Annotated in this window: 14 protein-coding genes; 6 read left to right on the top strand and 8 right to left on the bottom strand. The window is 65.1% G+C overall.

Going from position 1 to position 18,477, the window contains the following annotated elements; all coding sequences use genetic code 11:
* Window positions 1–265: 265 nt before the first annotated feature.
* The gene (locus ACVIW0_RS09335) at window positions 266–1,858 is read right to left on the bottom strand and encodes a DHA2 family efflux MFS transporter permease subunit (protein ID WP_461352048.1); all 1,593 of its coding nucleotides are present in this window, start codon (window positions 1,856–1,858) and stop codon (window positions 266–268) included.
* A 262-nt stretch (window positions 1,859–2,120) separates the two neighbouring features.
* Window positions 2,121–3,404, bottom strand: coding sequence for an HlyD family secretion protein (locus ACVIW0_RS09330; protein ID WP_461352047.1), 1,284 nt, complete (start codon window positions 3,402–3,404; stop codon window positions 2,121–2,123).
* Between the two features lie 189 nt (window positions 3,405–3,593).
* Here ACVIW0_RS09330 and ACVIW0_RS09325 point away from each other — a divergent pair, with 189 nt between their 5' ends.
* Window positions 3,594–4,235 carry a TetR/AcrR family transcriptional regulator gene (locus tag ACVIW0_RS09325; RefSeq protein WP_461352046.1) on the top strand — a complete coding sequence of 214 codons (642 nt, stop codon included), beginning with the start codon at window positions 3,594–3,596 and terminating at the stop codon, window positions 4,233–4,235.
* A 62-nt stretch (window positions 4,236–4,297) separates the two neighbouring features.
* Here ACVIW0_RS09325 and ACVIW0_RS09320 read toward each other — a convergent pair whose 3' ends face one another.
* Together ACVIW0_RS09320 and ACVIW0_RS09315 are read right to left on the bottom strand one after the other, a co-directional pair.
* Window positions 4,298–4,597 carry a PKD domain-containing protein gene (locus tag ACVIW0_RS09320; RefSeq protein ID WP_461352045.1) on the bottom strand — a complete coding sequence of 100 codons (300 nt, stop codon included), beginning with the start codon at window positions 4,595–4,597 and terminating at the stop codon, window positions 4,298–4,300.
* Between the two features lie 136 nt (window positions 4,598–4,733).
* Window positions 4,734–7,661: an Ig-like domain-containing protein gene (locus tag ACVIW0_RS09315; protein ID WP_461352044.1), complete on the bottom strand. Its 2,928-nt coding sequence runs from the start codon at window positions 7,659–7,661 to the stop codon at window positions 4,734–4,736.
* 375 nt (window positions 7,662–8,036) lie between these two features.
* Here ACVIW0_RS09315 and ACVIW0_RS09310 point away from each other — a divergent pair, with 375 nt between their 5' ends.
* Complete coding sequence (locus tag ACVIW0_RS09310; protein WP_461352043.1) at window positions 8,037–8,879, top strand: GNAT family N-acetyltransferase; 843 nt, start codon at window positions 8,037–8,039, stop codon at window positions 8,877–8,879.
* Window positions 8,880–8,923: 44 nt separating this feature from the next.
* Here ACVIW0_RS09310 and ACVIW0_RS09305 read toward each other — a convergent pair whose 3' ends face one another.
* The 4 genes from ACVIW0_RS09305 to ACVIW0_RS09290 all read right to left on the bottom strand — a co-directional run bounded on the left by ACVIW0_RS09305 (window position 8,924) and on the right by ACVIW0_RS09290 (window position 14,452).
* Window positions 8,924–11,596 carry a flavin-containing monooxygenase gene (locus tag ACVIW0_RS09305; protein ID WP_461352042.1) on the bottom strand — a complete coding sequence of 891 codons (2,673 nt, stop codon included), beginning with the start codon at window positions 11,594–11,596 and terminating at the stop codon, window positions 8,924–8,926.
* Window positions 11,597–12,045: 449 nt separating this feature from the next.
* Window positions 12,046–12,429: a response regulator gene (locus ACVIW0_RS09300; protein ID WP_456753335.1), complete on the bottom strand. Its 384-nt coding sequence runs from the start codon at window positions 12,427–12,429 to the stop codon at window positions 12,046–12,048.
* A gap of 115 nt (window positions 12,430–12,544) precedes the next feature.
* Window positions 12,545–13,753, bottom strand: coding sequence for an extensin-like domain-containing protein (locus ACVIW0_RS09295; protein ID WP_461352041.1), 1,209 nt, complete (start codon window positions 13,751–13,753; stop codon window positions 12,545–12,547).
* Between the two features lie 252 nt (window positions 13,754–14,005).
* The gene (locus ACVIW0_RS09290; protein ID WP_461352040.1) at window positions 14,006–14,452 is read right to left on the bottom strand and encodes a hypothetical protein; all 447 of its coding nucleotides are present in this window, start codon (window positions 14,450–14,452) and stop codon (window positions 14,006–14,008) included.
* Window positions 14,453–14,764: 312 nt separating this feature from the next.
* Between ACVIW0_RS09290 and ACVIW0_RS09285 the strand changes: the two genes are divergently transcribed.
* The 4 genes from ACVIW0_RS09285 (at window position 14,765) to ACVIW0_RS09270 (ending at window position 18,371) form a co-directional block, all read left to right on the top strand.
* A complete protein-coding gene (locus tag ACVIW0_RS09285) occupies window positions 14,765–15,523 on the top strand; it encodes a DUF2147 domain-containing protein (RefSeq protein WP_461352039.1) in 759 nt (252 codons plus the stop codon).
* A 148-nt stretch (window positions 15,524–15,671) separates the two neighbouring features.
* Window positions 15,672–16,778, top strand: a complete 1,107-nt coding sequence (locus ACVIW0_RS09280; RefSeq protein WP_461352038.1) for an AraC family transcriptional regulator — start codon at window positions 15,672–15,674, stop codon at window positions 16,776–16,778.
* Window positions 16,779–16,870: 92 nt separating this feature from the next.
* Window positions 16,871–17,686, top strand: coding sequence for a CPBP family intramembrane glutamic endopeptidase (locus ACVIW0_RS09275; RefSeq protein ID WP_461352037.1), 816 nt, complete (start codon window positions 16,871–16,873; stop codon window positions 17,684–17,686).
* 40 nt (window positions 17,687–17,726) lie between these two features.
* Window positions 17,727–18,371 carry an inner membrane-spanning protein YciB gene (locus ACVIW0_RS09270; protein ID WP_461352036.1) on the top strand — a complete coding sequence of 215 codons (645 nt, stop codon included), beginning with the start codon at window positions 17,727–17,729 and terminating at the stop codon, window positions 18,369–18,371.
* The last annotated feature ends 106 nt before the right edge of the window (window positions 18,372–18,477 follow it).

Raw genomic sequence — 18,477 nt, 5'->3', positions numbered from 1 at the left:
AAGGTGTTGGGAAGTTTGGGCGATCGGGGATCAGGCCCGATCAGCGCGAGGACCTAGTGCGCGAGCGCGTCCAGCAGCATCGAACGCGGGCGCACGGTCTGCGAAACAAACGCCGTCATGTGCATCTCCCCGGTTCGTGAAACGATGCGCTGCTTATAAATGCATCACGCGCGTATGGCAAGCTGACATCCGCGAGAGTGCGTCAATGTGTCGACCATGCAATGCTGTTCACGCCACCGGGCGCACAGCGCGCAAGGCGAAGCCCTCAATGCGCGTCGCCGCCGCCGGCCGCGGTCATCGACGGCGGCTTGTTGACCAGCAGCACCAGCAGACTGAGCGCCACATAGAACAGCGACAGCATGAAGAAGGCGTCGCCATAGCTCATCACCGCGGCCTGGCGGTGCACGAGCTGCGAGAGCTGCTTCATCGCCATCAGGGTGGAGTCGCCCATGCCCTGCAGGCGCTGGGTGAAGTTGTTGAGGGTCTCGACCGCCGTCGTGTTGCCCCAGGTCACGCGGTCCTGCAGCCGCGAGATGTGCAGATCGGTGCGATCGTTGAGCACCTCGTTGATGACGGCGAGCCCGACCGCGCCGCCGAGATTGCGCATCAGGTTGAACAGGCCGGAAGCGTTCTTGACGCGATCCTGCGCCAGCGTGGCGAGCGCGATATTGTTGGTCGGCACCATCGCGCACATCATGCCGATGCCGCGCAGCACCTGCGGCAGCAGCAGTTCGTAGAAATCGTACTCGCGGGTGATCCAGGTCATCTGCCAGGAGCCGAGCGCGAAGGTGACGAGGCCGAAGGCGATGATGTAGCGCAGATCGACCTTCTGCATCAGCCGGCCCACCACCGGCGCCATCAAGAACATCGTGATGCCGGAGATGAACATGGTCTCGCCGATCATCAGCGCGCTGTAGCCGCGGATCTCGGCGAGGTAGCGCGGATAGACGTAGGTCAGGCCGTAGAGACCGATGCCGATGCAGAACTGCAGCACGCAACCGACCGCGAAGTTGCGGTTGGAAAAGGCGTAGAGATCGACGATCGGCTCCTCGGCGGTCAAGACCCGCCAGAAGAAGGCGATCGCCGAGACCAAGCAGATCGCGGCGCAGACGGCGACCGAGGTGTCCTGCAGCCACTCATATTGCGGGCCTTCCTCCAGCACATATTCGAGCGAGCCGAGGAAGCCGCCCATGAAGATCAGGCCCCACCAGTCGAAGCGCTCGAGCAGCGCGAAGTTCGGCTGGTCGAAATCGACCAGTATCAGCACGCCGGTCGTGATGATGACGCCAGGCACGATGTTGATGAAGAACAGCCAGTGCCACGACATCAGATCGGTGATGTAGCCGCCGACGGTGGGCCCGACGGTCGGCGCCAGCGTCGCGACCAGGCCGATAATCGGCGCCACGATGTGGAACTTGGAGCGCGGGAAGATGGTGTAGGCCGAGGCGAACACGGTCGGGATCATGCCGGCGCCGAGGAAGCCCTGCAGCGCGCGCCACAGGATCATCTGCTCGATCGAGGAGGCGAAGCCGCACAGCAGGCTGGACGCCGTGAAGCCGAACGCCGAGATCGCAAACAGCAGCCTGGTGCCGAGCGCGCGCGACAGGAATCCGGAAAGCGGAATCGCGATCACCTCGGCAATCAGATAGGCGGTCTGCACCCACGACACTTCGGTCGACGATGCCGACAGGCCGGCCTGAATCTCGGTCAGCGAGGCCGAGACGATCTGGATGTCCAGGATCGACATGAACATGCCGAACACCATGATGATGAAGGCAACCACCCGCCTGGGCTGGAGCCGCTCGGACTCGGAGGCGCCGGTCATCATCGAGGGCGAAGCAGTGGTCGTATCAGCCATGGGCTGGCTCGCTGCTTCCTAACACCTCTCCCCGTTGGGGAGAGGTCGCACCGAAGGCGCGGGTGAGGGGCCGCAGATCCCACGAGAGGCCAGAACCCCTCACCCGGATTGCATCTGGCGATGCAACATAGCCGAAGCTTCGCTTCGGCGTTCTTGGGGACGGCCGCCAAAGGCGGCCTATGCCTCTCCCACAAGGGGAGAGGTAGACCGTTGATGCGGCAATTCTCCAATCAGACGTCATACGCCGCCTGCTCTCAAGGCATCACTGCGGATGGATCATCATCGGCGAGTCGAGATCGGTGTCGGCGTCGGCATCGGCCGCCCCCTCGCGGGTATCGACCGTGGTGTAGACCGACATGCCGGCGCGCAGCAGGCCTTGCCTGGCGACGCTGGCGGGCACGCGGATGCGGACCGGCAGGCGCTGCACGATCTTGGTGAAGTTGCCGGTGGCATTGTCGGGCGGCAGCAGCGTGAACACCGAGCCCGCCGCCGGCGAGATGCTGTCGACGATGCCAGTGAACTTGCGGAAGCCGTAGGCGTCGACCTTGATCGTCACCGGCTGGCCGGTTCGGATGCGCTTGAGCTGCGTCTCCTTGTAGTTGGCGTCGATGAAGACCCCGTCGAGCGGCACCACATTGCCGAGCCGCTGGCCGACATTGATGTAGTCGCCGGTATTGACCAGGCGGTTGGAGAAGGTGCCGTCGACCGGTGCGCGCACCTTGGTGAAATCGAGATCGCGCTCGGCCTTGGCGAGCTGGGTCTGCAATTCGGCGAGCTGGGCGCGGGCCTCGGCCTGCTGCGCCTTGGTCACCTCGACATTGTCCTTGGCGGCGTCATAGGCCGCCTGCGCGGACCGCACGCTGGCGGCGCCCTGGTCGCGGCCGGCTTCCGACACTTCGAAGGTGGCACGCGACGCAAAACCCTTGGTGCTCAGCGCCTGCTGGCGCTCGTAATCGAGATCGGCGCGCTTCAGGCCGGCCTGGGCGGAGACCAGCTGGGCGTGCGCCTGCTCGACGGCGCTGACGGCGGCGCCGACCTGGCGGCCGATGCGCTCGATGGTCGCCTGCTGGGTCGCGATCCGGGTCCGCGCGGCGTCGACCGCAATCCGATAGTCGCCGTCATCGATCCGGAAGATCACGTCGCCGGCCCGCACCAGCGCGTTGTCGCCGGGCAGGATCGCAGCGATGTGGCCCGCGACGCGCGCGCCGAGCATGGTGTTGTTGGCGCGGACATAGGCGTCGTCGGTGGAAACGTAGAAGCGGCCGACCATCAGGTAGTAGGCGGCATAGCTTGCGGCGGCGAGCGCAACCAGGCCGACCACGCCCATCATGACGAATCTGCGCTTGCCGGATTTCGGTGCCGCGGCGGCGGACGGAGCTGTCGGCTGTGCCGGCGCAGCTGGTGGCGGCGCCTCGGCGGGACGCTTGACCTCGTCACCGCGGCCCTGCTCGCCGAGATCGGCGGATGCGTCGCGCGCCTTCGCGTCCTCGGCCGTCTCAGGCTCGGAACGAACAATGCGTGCAGCCTGATCCCGTGCTGCGGCCATAACCGAGGCTCCCCACCAAAAACGCCACGCCCGCAATGGCGGAATAAGGGCCGTGCGGCGCATCGTCACCCCTACAGATACCATTGACCGAACGGTTCGGTCAATCTACATTCCGGCCGGATAGATTATAAGGCTTCGATTCTTCCCTTTCCCGGTCTGGGTTGAGTTCTTTGCCGAGAAGCTAAATCAATGGTTGCAGCGCCCCGCCCCTCCCTCCAGCCCATCGGCGAGGAGGAATCCTCGAAACGCCGCCAGATCCTGGACGGCGCCCGCAAGGTATTCCTGGAACTGGGGTTTGACGGCGCCAGCATGGGCGAGATCGCCCGCGCCGCCGCCGTCTCCAAGGGCACGCTCTACGTGTATTTCCCCGACAAGGCCGGGCTGTTCGCGGCGATCGTCGAGGAAGAGAAGCTCGAACAGGGCAAGGTCGCCTTCAACTTCGATCCTGCGCGCGACGTCGACACCACCCTCCCCGAATTCGGCCGCGCCTATGTCGCGCTGCTGTGCCGGCCCGGCGGCGGCTCGGCGATCCGCACCGTGATGGCGATCGCCGAGCGGATGCCCGAGCTCGGCAGCCGGTTCTACACCCATGTGATCGCCCACACCGTCGACCGTTTCGCGGCCTATCTCGAAGCGCGCGCCGCGCTCGGTGAACTCGTGATGGACGACACGCAGCTCGCAGCCTGGCAATTCATGCAGATGTGCCAGGCCACGCTATTCCAGGCTTTCATCTTCCAGGCCAATCCGTCGCCCTCGCCGGAGCGGATCGCAGCCGTGGTCGACAGCGCGACGCGGGTGTTCTTCGCGGCGTATCGGCCCAAGGCTAGCTGATAAGGCTAGCTGATAGGGCTGATTGACAATGCTGGGTGAGAACTCAGCGCAACGGCAAGCCCCTAGCGCACGACGATCGTGACGCGCCCGATTTCACTCAAGACGGCCGGCCGTTGACCGCCATAGGCGCCACCCCTGAGCACCGCCGTATACGATCCGGCCGCACGATAGACGTGTGTGCGGGTAAAGCCGCGGATCGGCGAGATCGTGTCGTCGGTCCGGCCGTCGCCGAAGTCGAGCACAACCACGCCTTCCGACATCCCGGGTCCGGTACCGGTGAAGGTCACCTCGAGCGGCGCCGCGCCTGATATCGGGGAGGCGGCGAGAGCACTGGTCGCATTGACCTGTGTGGTCGCGGTCATGTCCATCACACCAAGCAAGATTGCCGCAACGGCAAACTCCGGAAAACGCCACATCCTTCGAGTGTCCCGATCATCCGCTCGCCGCGACCAAATTGCGGCGAGCGGTCTTGTGAATCAAGCGACAACTTCGTCCCGCTCAGACGAGATGGAAATCATCGATGTGCGCCTGCAGCTGCGCCGCGTGGATTCCGGTGAAGGTGATCGTATCGCCGAACGCGTCGGTGATGACGGCGCCGGCGGCGGTATCCACCGTGTGATTGGCGAGCATGTCGTTCGCGGTGCCGAAGATCGACTTGTCGAGCTGCACCACGTCATTATGCACATCGAAATCGGTAATGACGTTGGTGCCGAAATGCGGGCGGAACAGGAAGGTGTCCGGTCCGTTGCCGCCCGTCATCGTATCGCCGTCACCGCCGATCAGGACATCGGGGCCATTGCCGCCAAACATGATGTCGTGGCCCGCCGAACCGTCGACCACGTCCGGGCCATTGCCGCCATTCAGCGTCGTGTGGCTTCCCGCCTGGTAGTCGACCCCCGGATTGAACACGACGATGCTCAGCGTCGACGACGCCGTTGCACCATGCGGGTCGACGATCGTGTAGTCGAACGTGTCCTGCGCGACGATCTGCGACGGCAGGCCGCCCTTGTTGGCGACATAGACATAGCTGCCGTCGGCATTCAGCGTCAGCGAGCCGTAGGTGCCCGCGATGCTGTGCCCGACATTGCCGGCCGCTCCGTCGACGGCGCTGACTGTCAGGTGGCCCTGATCGTGGATGTCGGGATCGGTATCGTTGGACAGCAATCCGTGCGACGCATCGACCGACAGTGTGGACTTCTTGGCCGTGCCGTTGCTGTCGGCGACCGCGATCGGCGCGTCATTGGCGCCGTTGATGGTCAGGACTACATCCTGGGTGACTGCCCCGCCATGCGCATCGTCGATGATGACGGGCACCGTGACGGTGAGGCTCTCGCCGACCGACAGGAAATCCAGATCCTTGTCGACGATGCTGTAGCTCCAGTCGATCTTGCCCGCATTGGTGTTGCCAGCCTCGGGCGCGATCGTAAACGCCGCCTCGAGTGCGGCGATCTGCGCCGGCGTCAGCTCGGACGTAAAGTCGTGCGTCGCGTCCTGCCACGTCACCGTCTCGCCGGCGGTGTCGATCGTCGCGGTCGGGCGGTCGTTGAGATCGGGATCGCTGAACGCAATCGCGCCGGAGGTCTGGTCCGGCGTCGAACTGCCGGTGACGCCGGGCAATTCGCTGATCGTGCCGTCCAGGGTGGACAGCGCCGGGACCACCGACACGGGATCATTGGTGCCGGTGAAGACGACCGTGACCTGCTGGGTCGAGCTGTCGCTGACGCTGGAGCCGGTGTGATGGTCAGAGACCGTGACGTCGTAGACCACGGTCAGTGTCTCGCCCACCGCCAGGAAGTCCAGGTTCCTGTCCGCCAGGTCGAACTGCCAGTTGAGGGTCCCGCTGGTGCCGTCGGTGCCGATCGAGTCGGTCAACGCGGTAGCGAGGGCCGCCTCAGTCGCGAGCGGAATCGTGGCGCCGCCGGACCAGGTTGCGGAATCGAGCGCGGCACTTGCGGTGTGGGTGTCGCCGGCATTGGCGTCGGTGAACGTCAACGTGCCGAGCAGCTCCTGCAGCACAGCGGAGTTGGTGGTGTCGGCCAACTCAGTCAGCGGATGCGGCGATCCCGGATCGGGCGACAGCACCGGCGGGCGGTTCAAAAGCTCGGTCTCGTTGAACGTGCCGTCGGCGAACTGGAATTTCTGGATGTTGGTGACGGTGTCGGTGCCGTCGGGTGAGCCGCCGCGCTGGTCGGCGATCTGGATCGCGCCGCTGCCGAGCAGAGTCGCGATATATTGCAGGCGGCTTCCGCTATAGACCACCGTGTTGGTCCCGCCTCCGCCATCGATCGTGTCGTTGCCGCCATTGCCGCGCAGCACATTGTCGATGGCGTTGCCGGTAATCGAGTCGTTGCCCGACCCGCCATCGGCGTTCTCGATCAGCGATGCGGTCTCGGTCGGATTGTTCGGATCGATCAGCGCATTGGCGATGTTGCCGCGGGCGAAGTATTCGGCTCCGCCAGCCCCGTCATTGCCGAGATCGGCGCGCTGCGCATGCGCCGCGCTGGTGTCGAGGATGGTCCAGGCGCCGGGATTGAGATCGACCGAGAGGTTGGTGGTGTAGTTGGAGAAGTCGTAGGTATCGGTGCCGCCGCCATCCCACAGCGTCATCAGCACGTAATTGCTTTGCGGCGCGCCCTGCCCGACGCCATCGATGGATTCTTCGCCGGTGCTCGGATTCCAGGTGTAGGTGGTGTTGCCGTTATGTGCCGTGGCCCCATAATTCGCGCCGTACATGTACTGCAACGCGGCGATGTCATCCTGCATGTAGGTAGTCGGATGATCAGGCGCGTTGTCGCCATTGGTCGCGTTGTCGCCAGGAAACTGGCTGTAGGTCATCACCGAATATTCGTAGGAATTGTGATCGGCCGGCAGCGCGGGGAAGGTCACGCCGTGCCCGTCCTGCGTGACGTGGCCGTGCTTCAGTCCGAGGTTATGGCCGGTTTCGTGCATGATGCCGGCGGCGTCCTGGAAGCTGCCGAGCACCGGATTGGTGTAGCCACCGGTGACGAACCATCCGTCGCCTTGTGCGAACGGCGCGGAGAATGGCGGGGTTCCGAGTTCGGGCGGATTGGCCTCTGCGGTGCCGGGCGCATTGCCGGGAACGTGCAACCCGGTGTGTGAGGCAACCGAGCTGTCGTCGGTGTAATCGATCTTGTCGGCGTTGGCGTAGCGCAGTATCGCGCCGGCGGCGGTCGTCTCCGTGAAGGTGAGGTTTGTGAAGCTTGCGATGTTGGCAAGCGCGGTGCGCACCGCCGTCTGCTGTGTGGCGTTGAACGCGCTGAAATTGTCGATTTCCTGATAGCCGTATTCGGCGCTGCTGGTGGGGAACGAAAACGTCAGGTCCTGCGCGCCGCCCGAACCCCACTCCCATCCCCAGAGAATGCCATCGATATCGGGATTGCCGGACAAACTAACTTCTTGAGTCATGGGAAAACTCCGTCTTGGGTGAAATAAAAAACGTCCCCAATTCCGTTCAGTCGTCTTGCCGACGTACGCTGCAATCCTTTCTGCTGAGGGTGATTTCCAACTTCGACATTTGCGACGCGAGGATCACCGGATCCGTCATTCACGTGCGCCGCGAATGACGTCCACGGCCGCGCCGCCGGATTGTTAGGCTTGCGGCAACCACAAGTCAAACGTGTTTCTAATTATGTAAAAACCTTAAATTGTTAGACGAATTCGCCGAAAATTTTCCGTGCGTGAGGTCACACACTCTGTGGGCAGTGGACGTCTCCGAGAGTACGGTCGTCGTCTCAGGCGGGGAGGAACGATCCGTGACTCCATCACACGAGAGCGGCGTCGATGAGCGACCTAAGCATCCGGCATATGCAACCCGACGAGATCGCGCTCGCGATCGACTGGGCCGCGGCGGAGGGATGGAATCCCGGTCTTGCCGATGCGGCCTGCTTTGCCGCCGAAGACCCGCAGGGCTTCTTCATCGGCGAGCTCGACGGTAAGCCGGCCGCGGTGATCTCCTGCGTCAATTACGGCGCGCAGTTTTCCTTCCTCGGCTGCTACATCGTGCGACCGGATCTGCGTGGCCGCGGCCATGGCCTGAAGATCTGGAACGCGGCCATCGCGCATGCGCGTCCGCGCGTGATCGGGCTCGACGGCGTGGTGGCGCAGCAGGCGAACTACCGGAAGTCAGGCTTCACGCTCGCCTACGCCAATGTGCGCTACGGCGGCAGCATCGCCGCACCGTCCGCGCCGAGCGGCAACATCGTCGCGCTGACCGACCTGCCTATGGCGCTAGTCGAGGCCGACGAAGCCACGGTGTTTCCGGCACCGCGCCCGGCCTTCCTGCGCGCCTGGATCAACACCCCGGGACATGTCGGACGCGCGCTGATGCGCGACGGCGCTCTGGCCGGTTGGGGCGTGATCCGCCCGTGCCGGAGCGGCCGCAAGATCGGTCCGCTGGTTGCCGATGATCGCGCCGCCGCCGAGGCCATTCTCTCCGCGTTGCTTGCGAGCGCAGGCGGCGGCGAGGTCTTCCTCGATGTCCCCGCGGTCAACCGCGACGCCGTCGCGCTGGCGCAACACCTCGGGCTGTCACCGGTGTTCGAGACGGCGCGGATGTACACCGGCGCGATCCCGCCCTTGCGGATCGATCGCGTGTTCGGCGTCACGACGTTCGAGCTCGGCTAGCGCCGCGGTTCCGATCGAACCGTAGCGCCGCCAACCCGCCATCTCTAGTTCGCCGCGGCGTTGACCTGCGGCGCCGCGAAATTGTCCTGCTCCAGCTCCTCGGGCAATCCGGCGAAGCGGCGCAGCGCCTTCGCCATCTTCACCCGGCCGGCAACGCCGGTGATGATGACGTCGACCATCACGAACGACGAGTGGAAGTGGCCATTGCCCTTGAGCTGCTCGACCTCGACGCCGGCTTTGGCGAGCGCGTCGCCATAGGCAATGCCCTCGTCGCGTAGCGGATCGAACTCCGCGGTCGCGATGAATGCCGGCGGCAAGCCTTCGAGCTTGCCGCGCAGCGGCGCGACGCGCGGATCGGCGCGGTCGGCCGGCGAGCAGTACAGGTCCCAGAACCAGTACATCAGGCCACGGGTCAGGAAGTAGCCGGCCGCGTTGTCGACATAGGATTGCCGGTCGAAGGAGGAATCGGTGACCGGGCAGACCAGCAGCTGGCCTGCGATCTCCGGCCCGCCGCGATCGCGCGCCAGCTGGCAGGTGACGGCCGCGATGTTGCCGCCGGCGCTCCAGCCCGCCACCAGCACCGGCCCTGCCCTGCCGCCGAGCTCGGCGGTATGGGCTGCGATCCAGCGGGTTGCCGCGTAACCGTCCTCGGCCGCGGCCGGGAAGCGATGTTCGGGCGCGTGGCGATAGCCGACGCTGACGACGATCATGCCGGCGCGCCGGCACAGATCGCGGCAGAACGGATCATCCGACAGCTCGTCGCCGAGCACCCAGCCGCCGCCGTGGAAATACACCACGATCGGATGCGGCCCCGGCGTCGCCGGCCGGTACAGCTTGTAGGGCAGCGGACCGTCCGCGCCCTGCAGCATGCCGCTGCCGACCTCGCCGACCGGCCGACCGAATGGACGGCCCTTGTTGAACTCGGCGAGGAAGTCACGCGCGCCCTGCGCGCCCATCGTCTCGATCGGCGGCAAGTTCATCTCCGCCAGCATGCCGAGTACCAGCCGCACATCCGGCTGCAACCGCACCACCTCGCCGTCATTGCATTGCTCGGCAACGCCGGGACCCGTGAGCCTGAAGCCGAGCATGCCGCGGCCGACCACCTCGTTGCAGATGCTGCGATACGGACCGACGCCTCCGGTATAGGGCATCACGCCCTGCGGCTTGCCGGGCACGTTGGCGCCCGTGTACCAGGTGTTGGCAAGCCGGTGCAGCGTCAGCATCGCGCAATCGGCCATGTGGCGTTGCCAGCCGGCCTGCGCGGTCTCGGTCGCCTCCATCGTGGTGAAGCCGGCGTCGCGCAGCGCCGCGATCCGGTCGACCACCCAGTCGACATGCTGCTCGATCGAGACCGCCATGTTCGACAGCACCGACGGGCTGCCGGGACCGGTGATCATGAACAGGTTGGGGAAACCCGCGACGGTGATGCCGAGATAGGTCTGCGGTCCATGCGCCCAGACATCCGACAGCGACTTGCCGCCGCGGCCGGAGATCGGATGCACTGCCATGATCGCGCCGGTCATCGCGTCGAAGCCGGTGGCGAACACGATGACATCGACATCGAATTTGCGTCCGTTGGTAAAGATGCCCGCGGTGGTGATCCCCTTGATCGGCTCCTGCCGCAGGTTGACCAGCGTGACGTTGGGGCGGTTGTAGGTCGCGTAATAGTTGGTATCCAGGCAGGGACGCTTGGCACCGAACGGATGATCGTGCGGCGCCAGCGCGGCGGCGATCTCCGGATCCTTGACCACGGCGCCGATCTTCTCGCGGATCAGATCGGCCACCAGTCTGTTGCCGTCGACATCGACGGCCTGGTCGGCCCAGAGCTGGGTCAGGATGTGCACAAGATCGCCCGCCGCCCACGCCTTCTCGAACCGCTCGCGGCGCTCGGCATCGCTCAATTGCCAGCTCACCACGGTCTGCTGCGGATACGGCACGCCGGCCATCGACCAGCGCGCCTGCTCGCGATAGGCCGCGCGGTCTGTTTCGAAATAGGTCTTGCGATCCTGCGGCACCGGGCCGTTGCCGGCAGGCAAGGCGAAGTTCGGCGTGCGCTGGAACACGGTGAGTTGCGCGGCCTGCTCGGCGATCAACGGGATCGACTGGATGCCCGACGATCCGGTGCCGATCACGGCGACGCGCTTGCCCTTGAGATCGACGCCCTGATGCGGCCAGCGGCCGGTGAAATAGATCTCGCCCATGAAGTCCTTGACGCCGTCGATCTCCGGCGGCTTCGGCGATGACAGGCAGCCGGTCGCCATGATGTAGTGGCGGCACGAGACGTTGGCGCCGTTATTGGTCAAGATCAGCCAGCGCGACGTCGCATCGTCCCAGGTCGCCTGCGTGACCCTGGTGCCGAAGCGGATATCGCGGCGCAGATCGTAGCGATCGGCGACGAAGCCGAGATAGCGCAGGATTTCCGGCTGGGTCGCGTATTTTTCCGACCAGGTCCAGGCCCGATCGAGCTCGGGATCGAAGGTGTAGCTGTAGTCGATGGTCTGGATGTCGCAGCGCGCGCCCGGATACCGGTTCCAGTACCAGGTGCCGCCGACATCACCGCCCTCTTCAAGGGCCACCGCCGAGAAACCCGCCTTGCGCAACCGATGCAGCAGATAGAGACCGGCGAAACCGGCACCGACCACCGCGACGTCGACCTGCTGCGTGGTTCCGCTCTGCGTCGAATCCGACGCGCGTGCTGCAACTGCTGCGTCTGGCATGCAATCCTCCCGGCTGTTTTGATTTGACGGAAGGCTAGCCCTGCCCTTTCAGTTTGTCATCCCGACAAACGCAATCTGAGGTCGCCGCAATTGTGACGTGCGCGCCCTGGAGCAGGATGCGCAGCGTGTGGACGCAACTGGCGATGCAAGTTGCGGCTGCCGAGATGACAGAAGCCAAGCGCAAAAAGAAAACGCAGACCCGTCATCCTGAGGAGCCTGCGCAGCAGGCGTCTCGAAGGATCGACGGCCACCAGCCGGGCCGTGCATCCTTCGAGACGCGCGCGAGAGCGCGCTCCTCAGGATGACGGGTGACGGGTCTTGCACCCGCCTCAAACCGACCGCATCAGACCGCCATCGACGCGGATGTTCTGGCCGGTGATGTAGCTGCGCCGTTGGACACGACGCGCGATGTCGCACCACCGCGTGCGACAGGCCGAGCGGCGCGGACGTCAGGCCGGCGCGCCGTTCTTGAGCAGCTTCGCCACCGCCGCGACCAGCTCGTCGGGCGAGAACGGCTTGTTCAGGAGCACGCTGTCGGGCACGCCCCTCGTCGGCCACTCGTCGCCGCCACCGCCGGTGATGTAGAGCACCGGGAACGACGGATCGATCTCGCGGGCACCGCGCGCGACGCGCCAGCCGTCGAGCCGGCCGAGCAGGCGGATGTCGGTGACCAGTGCGGAGTATTTGGTGCGGAACGCCTTGAGCAGCGTCAACGCTTCTTCGCCCGAGCCTGCGATCGCCGGCTCATAGCCGCCGTCCTTCAGGGCGTCCTCTACCATCATCTGAAGATCACGATCGTCTTCGATGACGAGAATGATCGGCGCGTCTTGCAAAGCTATCCCCCGGAAATCAGCCGGGAGCGCCCCCGGCTTCGAAGCATATGCAACATAAAAGTGGCCACCGTTTGCACGGTGTCACCCAGTAATAATACGGGTATCAGACGCGTCCCTATTCGTCGGCGAATTCGTCTTCTTCGTTGACCCCCGCTTTACCCCGCGGGGCCGGCTTTCTGCCGCCAAGCGATCCTGTGACATAAGGTTCGCGCGTTGCATAGGGGTTACGGCCGCCGGCGCGGGCCGCGACTTCTTCGCCTGAGACGGCGGCAGGCTGGCAGATCAGGCGCCGGCTGGCCCGGCGCATCAGATCCACATGGATGTGGTCGTAGTGATAGACGTTGGAGCCCGGCGCCAGCACCGTGGTGAATTGCTGGCAGGCGGCGGCCTGGACATCGCGCAGGAAGCCCTGCTCTTCCGGCAACCCCTTCCAGCCATCCTTCACCGTGATGCGGCGGCCATCGGCGAGCGTGAAGGCTGCGATATCGAGTGCATTGCCGAAGGCGTGCTCGGAAATATGCGCGTGCGAATTGCCGTTCATGCCGCGGCAGGAATACGCCGAGATCTGCTTGATCTCGACCACGCGCGCGCCGAACCAGCGCTGCGCCGCCGGCTGCACGGAATCGGCGAGCCAGCGCTCGAGCACCGAGACGATCGGGCACGCCAGCGTGGCCGCCGGCTTCACGGCGACCGGGCCGACCGTCCCGACCGGATTGCCGCCCGGCGGACCGAGTCGCAGCGGCGATGCGTCCTGAGGCTGCTGGGAATAAGGCGCAGGTGAATAAGGCGCGGCCGCGCCGTCGCGCTGGGGATTGCGCGGCAGGCCCGGATAATAAGGTCGCTCGCCGCTCGCTTCGGGTGAGCCATCCGGCGGCAGGTCGATCTCGTCCTGCTGCGGCGGAACGCCGGGCGCGGACAGCGAGACCGGACCGCTGGGCTGGCTGCGATAGTTCGGCTGGCCGACCGCCTGATCGGAATACGGCGCTTGCGCGGGCGGGGGCTGACGATTGATCGGCCAGCGCGGCTGGTTGCCGACCGACGCCGGCGGACGCAGGCTGTCGTCGGCAAATCCGTAAGCCGAACTGGCCTCGCCAAGGGCTGCGACCTTGAGCGGAAACTCGGCACCGCAGACGCCGGGGCCGGTGATCGGATCGATGCGGACGAGATCCGGTCCTTCCTTGACCGCGCCGGATTTCAGGCATGCGGCCTCGGCCTCGGCCCGCCACGGTTCGCGCTCGGCAGTCTGGAACAGACCGCGGCCGCAACCAGCAAGCGACACAAGGACAAGGGAGCCGACGAGATACAAACGAACTCCACGCGTCATGGCGCGGAGGTTCTGCGAATTTGATTAAAGACTCTTCAACGCATTTCGACTGATCGATTTGAGGCGTTCTTAACCATGCGCAGGAACTCGGGCAGGGCAGCGCGCGCTTCCGAGTTGCGTTTGACGTGTCATCGACACGAGCGAGTGCTCCACCGCTCGCAACGGAGCGAGTTGATCCATCATCGCATCGCGCTCATCGTGCTTGTCATCGTGATTGAGAAATGCCCGGCGTTACGACATCTGGCATCCGACCTATCGAATCAACTCCAGATCGTATTGATGAACCGCGCAATCGTATTTGTGGCTGATCGGATCGAGTGCGGGAGCAGCGACGCATCCCCACTCGCGCGCGCCTGCGAATAAATTTTCGCGCCCGTCAACGTCTTGATTCGGCGCCTGTTTCAGCCGCGCATCATCGCTGGGAACCCGGACCCGGACAGCGGCGCTGACTTTTTCCCTCGGGAACCCCTTGCTAGCTTTGGCGTTAATGCGGGCAGCGTTGTGAACCAAGGGAGTTTCGCAATGGATTTCGCGAGTCCTCTGCTGAGCAAGCTGAGCATTGTGGCCGCGTACATCGCATTCGCCTTCGTCGGCGCCATCATTCTCGGCGTGTTCTAGACCAAACGACCAGACCCCGAGTTCAGCGCCCGGCCGTCCCCGCCGGGCGCTTTGTTTTTCTCGACACTGTTGCTCCGTCATCCCCGCTTCGCCTTTGCGCGGGGATGACGGGTTGTGCCGAGCTCAAAACTTCGAGGAGCTCGATCCGACGATCACGCGCGCCCGCGAATGCGATACGCGCAGCCAGTCGGCACCGGTGCCGCTTCATCGAAGCCTCCAGAAAGTCCGGTGAGGCTTAAGGCCGCGATGCTCACGGCGCAGTGATCTCGCTCACCATGGCGGGCCAGCCGCCTCCTGCGCCGTCAACGTGATGCGGGTCACTGAACAGGCTCCCGACGCCGCGTAGCGTCCGGATCCATCGTTGCACCCCGCCCAACGCCAGGGAGACCTCACATGAAGAAGCTCGTTGCGATCGCCGCGCTGCTGATGGCCACCACATCGGCGCATGCCGGCGGCACCGGCATCACCTTCCAGATCGGCGGCCAACGCATCCATGTCGAGGCGCCGCGCAATTGCAGCGCGCTGTCCTGCATCCGCATCTCGGCGCCGGGCTACAGCGGCACGATCGGCGGCATCAGCAAGAACCTCGGCTCGAAGTCCGACGACGATGACGATGTCGCTTCAACGACCGCACCGCCACCGCCGCCACGGCCCGCGCCGGTTCAGGCCGCCGCGCCGCAGCCGGCCGCGCCGGTCGCCGCCACCGTCCCGCCGCTTCCGCCGCCCCCTGCGCCACCGACGAGTGTTGCGACCGCGACCCCCGGACCGCTTGACGCCGCGCCGGTTGCGTCGGCACCGGCTCCGGTCGCCGCACAGGCTGCACTGCCTCCTCAAGCAGCTCCAGTTGCCGCAGCACCGGCAGCGGCGCCGACCGGACCGATCGGCGTCTGGGCCACCGAGGAGAACAAGGGCAATGTCCGCGTCGAAGCCTGTGGCGCCAATCTCTGCGGCTATTCGGAGAAGAGCAACGAGCGCATCCTGATCAACATGAAGCCCGACGGCAGCAAGTGGAGCGGCCGCATTCACGACCCCGATTCCGGCCGCAACTACGACTCGACGATCGCGATGAAGGGCCCGAATGCGATGCGGGTGCAGGGCTGCGCCTTCGGCGGCATGTTCTGCGGCGGCCAGACCTGGAAGCGGGTGAGCTAGGCCTGACATTTCCCAACGGCTCCGACGTCCGCTGCCGCGCAACGGCCGGCGGACATCGGATTTTTGCCCTCCGGCGGTCGCTTCATGCGGATCGCCGGACACGCTATAAGAGTCGCAGGGTTGATTTGAACCTGCAGGCGGCTTTGCGATGGCGATGACGGCTCTTGAACTCGGTCTCCGCGGCGCGGTGGTCGCGCTGTTCCTGGTGGTCTGCGCGGTGCTGCTGCTGCGCTATGCGGCGGTGCATCGCGCCGCGCATCTCGGTGCCGCCATGGGCGTGGCCGGTGCGGCCTACGCGATCTCGACCGCGCCGTTCTTTCCGGCATCATCATTCGGCTGGAGCTCCCCGGTCGTAGTCTTCGCCGTGAGCTCTCCGGTGATCTTCTGGCTGTGGGCGCGCGCGATATTCGACGAACGGTTTGCGCTGCGGCCATGGCATGCGGCGGTCTGGACGCTGCTCGCCGGCCTCGGCCTCGTGAGCTACAATTGCTGGATGATCTGGCCTGATGCGGCACGGACGTGCGGCCGCGTGCTCGCACTGGCGACGATCGTGCTCTCCGTGCTCGGGATCGCGCAAATTGCGAAGGGATGGCGCACCGCCATGACGACGGCACGCGGCCGACTCTTGATCGCCCTGGTGATCGGCATCGGCCTGCAGATGTTGCTTGCCGCCGTGGCTGGGCTTGCCGCAATTCCACCGAGGTCGATCGGCCTCAGCGGCGCACTCGGTCTTGGTGCATTCGGAGTGCTGTCAATCTGGATGATGCTGTTCGATCCACCGGAGAATGAGCCGGCCGTTGCCGAACCAGGCGCCGGCAGCAAGGCCAGCCGGGCGGCCGCGTCCTTGGCCGCCGAGCTGTCGGCGCCGGATCGTGCGTCGCTGCATCGCCTCAGGCATCTGATGGCGACCGAGCGGGCCTATCGCGAGGAAGGGCTGACCATCGGCCTGCTGGCCGTCAGGCTTGGCATGCCGGAATACCGGCTGCGGACGCTGATCAATGACGGGCTCGGCCACCGCAACTTCAACGCCTTCCTCAACCGTTACCGGCTCGACGAGGCCAAGGCGGCGCTCGCCGATCCCGCTCAGGCCGAGGTGCCGGTGCTGACGATCGCGCTCGATGCCGGATTCCAGTCGCTCGCGCCGTTCAACCGCGCCTTCAAGGCCGACACCGGGCTGACCCCGAGCGAGTATCGGCGGCAGGCGATCGCCGGGCAAAACGCGGCCGATCAACCGGAAATCACCCGGCCAGACTGATCATTCGCTCCTCGATTTCAGAAATCGATAGGCCGACGGCAGCTGTATCGCGCTAGCTGAGCGACGACGCTTGGCTTTTCCGGGCATCCCAGATGAACGAGATCATGTCCGACCGCCCACCCATGCCGATCGAATCCACCACCTTCCAAGTCGGTGCGGCCATACCCGGTTGGCGCGAGGGAATTCTTGTTCTCGCAATGGCCCTGGCGCCGGTCGGATTGGCGATCACCCTGACCACTACAGCCGGATTCGCGCTCGCAGGCTGGCAGATCGTCCGTGGCCTGCCTGTTGACATGCCGACACGAGTCGAGTTTCAGCTCCTTGGCATGGCGTTCTACGTCGCCAGCAGTTGGTTTAGCGTGGCAGCCGTGTGGTTCTGGTCGTCGCGCCGGGGATTGCGCCGCAACGTATTCATCTTTCGCGCGCTGACTTGGCCTGCCCTGGCCGCGAGCCTGGCGGGGTTCGTGATCGCGATGTACGGCGCGCCCATTGCGACACACTGGTTGTCGCGTATCACCGGTGGCGATGGTCCGGGGAACGCGCTGCTCGACTTCCATGGTGTGCATGCAACCGCAATTTACATCCTGCTGTTTGTGATGACTGCTCCACTATGCGAGGAGATCCTCTATCGAGGGCTGCTGGTCGCCTGGCTTCGTCGCGCAGGCTTCGGCGATCCGACGATCTGGCTGACAGGCAGCCTGCTGTTCGGAGCCAATCACATCCTCCCGCTCGGTCTCGTCTGGGGCATTGTCATGGTCGCGTTCGGCACGATCCTGTTCGCGATCCGCCTGCGATACCGCTCCCTCACTCCGGCCTGGGTCACCCATTTCCTGTTCAACGCACAGCCAGTCCTGATGCCGCTGATCAAAGAGATCGCACCTGCACTACATCCCGGCATTTTTTCTTGATCCTCATGTGGCAGCGAACGTAAACGGAGCTCAACCAAAGATGAAGCACTTCCTCACCGCGGCCAGGCTGTTGGTCCTCGACCTGGCATCGACGCTTGTGTTTCTTGCTCTGTTCCTGCTGACGCACAACACCGCGCTCGCCGTCGGGCTCGGCATCGCGTTCGGCGTCGTGCAGATCGGCATCCAGATCGTGCGCGGCAAGCGGATCGACACCATGGAATGGCTCAGCCTGTTCCTGGTGGTCGCCGCCGGCACCGCCACCCTGCTCACGCATGACCCGCGCTTCGTGCTGTTCAAGCCGAGCATCATCTACGCGATCGTCGGCGTCGTGATGCTGAAGCCGGGCTGGCTGAACCGCTACCTGCCCGAGATCGCGCGGACGGTGGTGCCCGACGTCGCCATCAAGGTCGGCTATGCCTGGGCGGCTTTGATGTTCATCTCCGCCGCCGTCAACGCCTTCGTCGCGCTGACCTGCGAGATCACGACATGGGCCGTCGTGATGCCGATCTGTGGCATCGTCAGCAAGCTCGTAGTGTTCGTCGGCGGCTTTGCCGCGATGCGCCTCACCGCGAGACGCCGCATCCGCGCCATGCCCGAGACCGAGCGCGCGGCCGTGCTGGCGATGGAGGGCGGTCCGGCGCCATTGGCCGCAGCGCAGGAGTTACCGTCCGCGCGTGGTTCATGAAACAAACCGGCGCGCGACGAAACCATTTTGCCGTTCCGACGAAGAATTGGCGAAACCAGGCCTCCCTAGTGATGATTTCGACACCGCGCTGCTTCGGCGCAATCAT

The sequence above is a fragment of the Bradyrhizobium sp. USDA 4454 genome, assembly GCF_054822705.1.
The sequence above is the reverse complement of the archived record's forward strand: the minus strand, read 5'-3'. Positions and strand labels throughout refer to the sequence as shown.

What these genes read in the sequence shown, in the direction of transcription:
- ACVIW0_RS09315 (WP_461352044.1), bottom strand. Translation starts at nt 7,661, where the DNA reads ATGACTCAAGAAGTTAGTTTGTCCGGCAATCCCGATATCGATGGCATT.
- ACVIW0_RS09285 (WP_461352039.1), top strand. Translation starts at nt 14,765, where the DNA reads ATGAAGAAGCTCGTTGCGATCGCCGCGCTGCTGATGGCCACCACATCG.
- ACVIW0_RS09305 (WP_461352042.1), bottom strand. Translation starts at nt 11,596, where the DNA reads ATGCCAGACGCAGCAGTTGCAGCACGCGCGTCGGATTCGACGCAGAGC.
- ACVIW0_RS09320 (WP_461352045.1), bottom strand. Translation starts at nt 4,597, where the DNA reads ATGACCGCGACCACACAGGTCAATGCGACCAGTGCTCTCGCCGCCTCC.
- ACVIW0_RS09270 (WP_461352036.1), top strand. Translation starts at nt 17,727, where the DNA reads ATGAAGCACTTCCTCACCGCGGCCAGGCTGTTGGTCCTCGACCTGGCA.
- ACVIW0_RS09330 (WP_461352047.1), bottom strand. Translation starts at nt 3,404, where the DNA reads ATGGCCGCAGCACGGGATCAGGCTGCACGCATTGTTCGTTCCGAGCCT.
- ACVIW0_RS09295 (WP_461352041.1), bottom strand. Translation starts at nt 13,753, where the DNA reads ATGACGCGTGGAGTTCGTTTGTATCTCGTCGGCTCCCTTGTCCTTGTG.
- ACVIW0_RS09275 (WP_461352037.1), top strand. Translation starts at nt 16,871, where the DNA reads ATGAACGAGATCATGTCCGACCGCCCACCCATGCCGATCGAATCCACC.
- ACVIW0_RS09325 (WP_461352046.1), top strand. Translation starts at nt 3,594, where the DNA reads ATGGTTGCAGCGCCCCGCCCCTCCCTCCAGCCCATCGGCGAGGAGGAA.
- ACVIW0_RS09310 (WP_461352043.1), top strand. Translation starts at nt 8,037, where the DNA reads ATGAGCGACCTAAGCATCCGGCATATGCAACCCGACGAGATCGCGCTC.
- ACVIW0_RS09290 (WP_461352040.1), bottom strand. Translation starts at nt 14,452, where the DNA reads ATGACGGAGCAACAGTGTCGAGAAAAACAAAGCGCCCGGCGGGGACGG.
- ACVIW0_RS09280 (WP_461352038.1), top strand. Translation starts at nt 15,672, where the DNA reads ATGGCGATGACGGCTCTTGAACTCGGTCTCCGCGGCGCGGTGGTCGCG.
- ACVIW0_RS09335 (WP_461352048.1), bottom strand. Translation starts at nt 1,858, where the DNA reads ATGGCTGATACGACCACTGCTTCGCCCTCGATGATGACCGGCGCCTCC.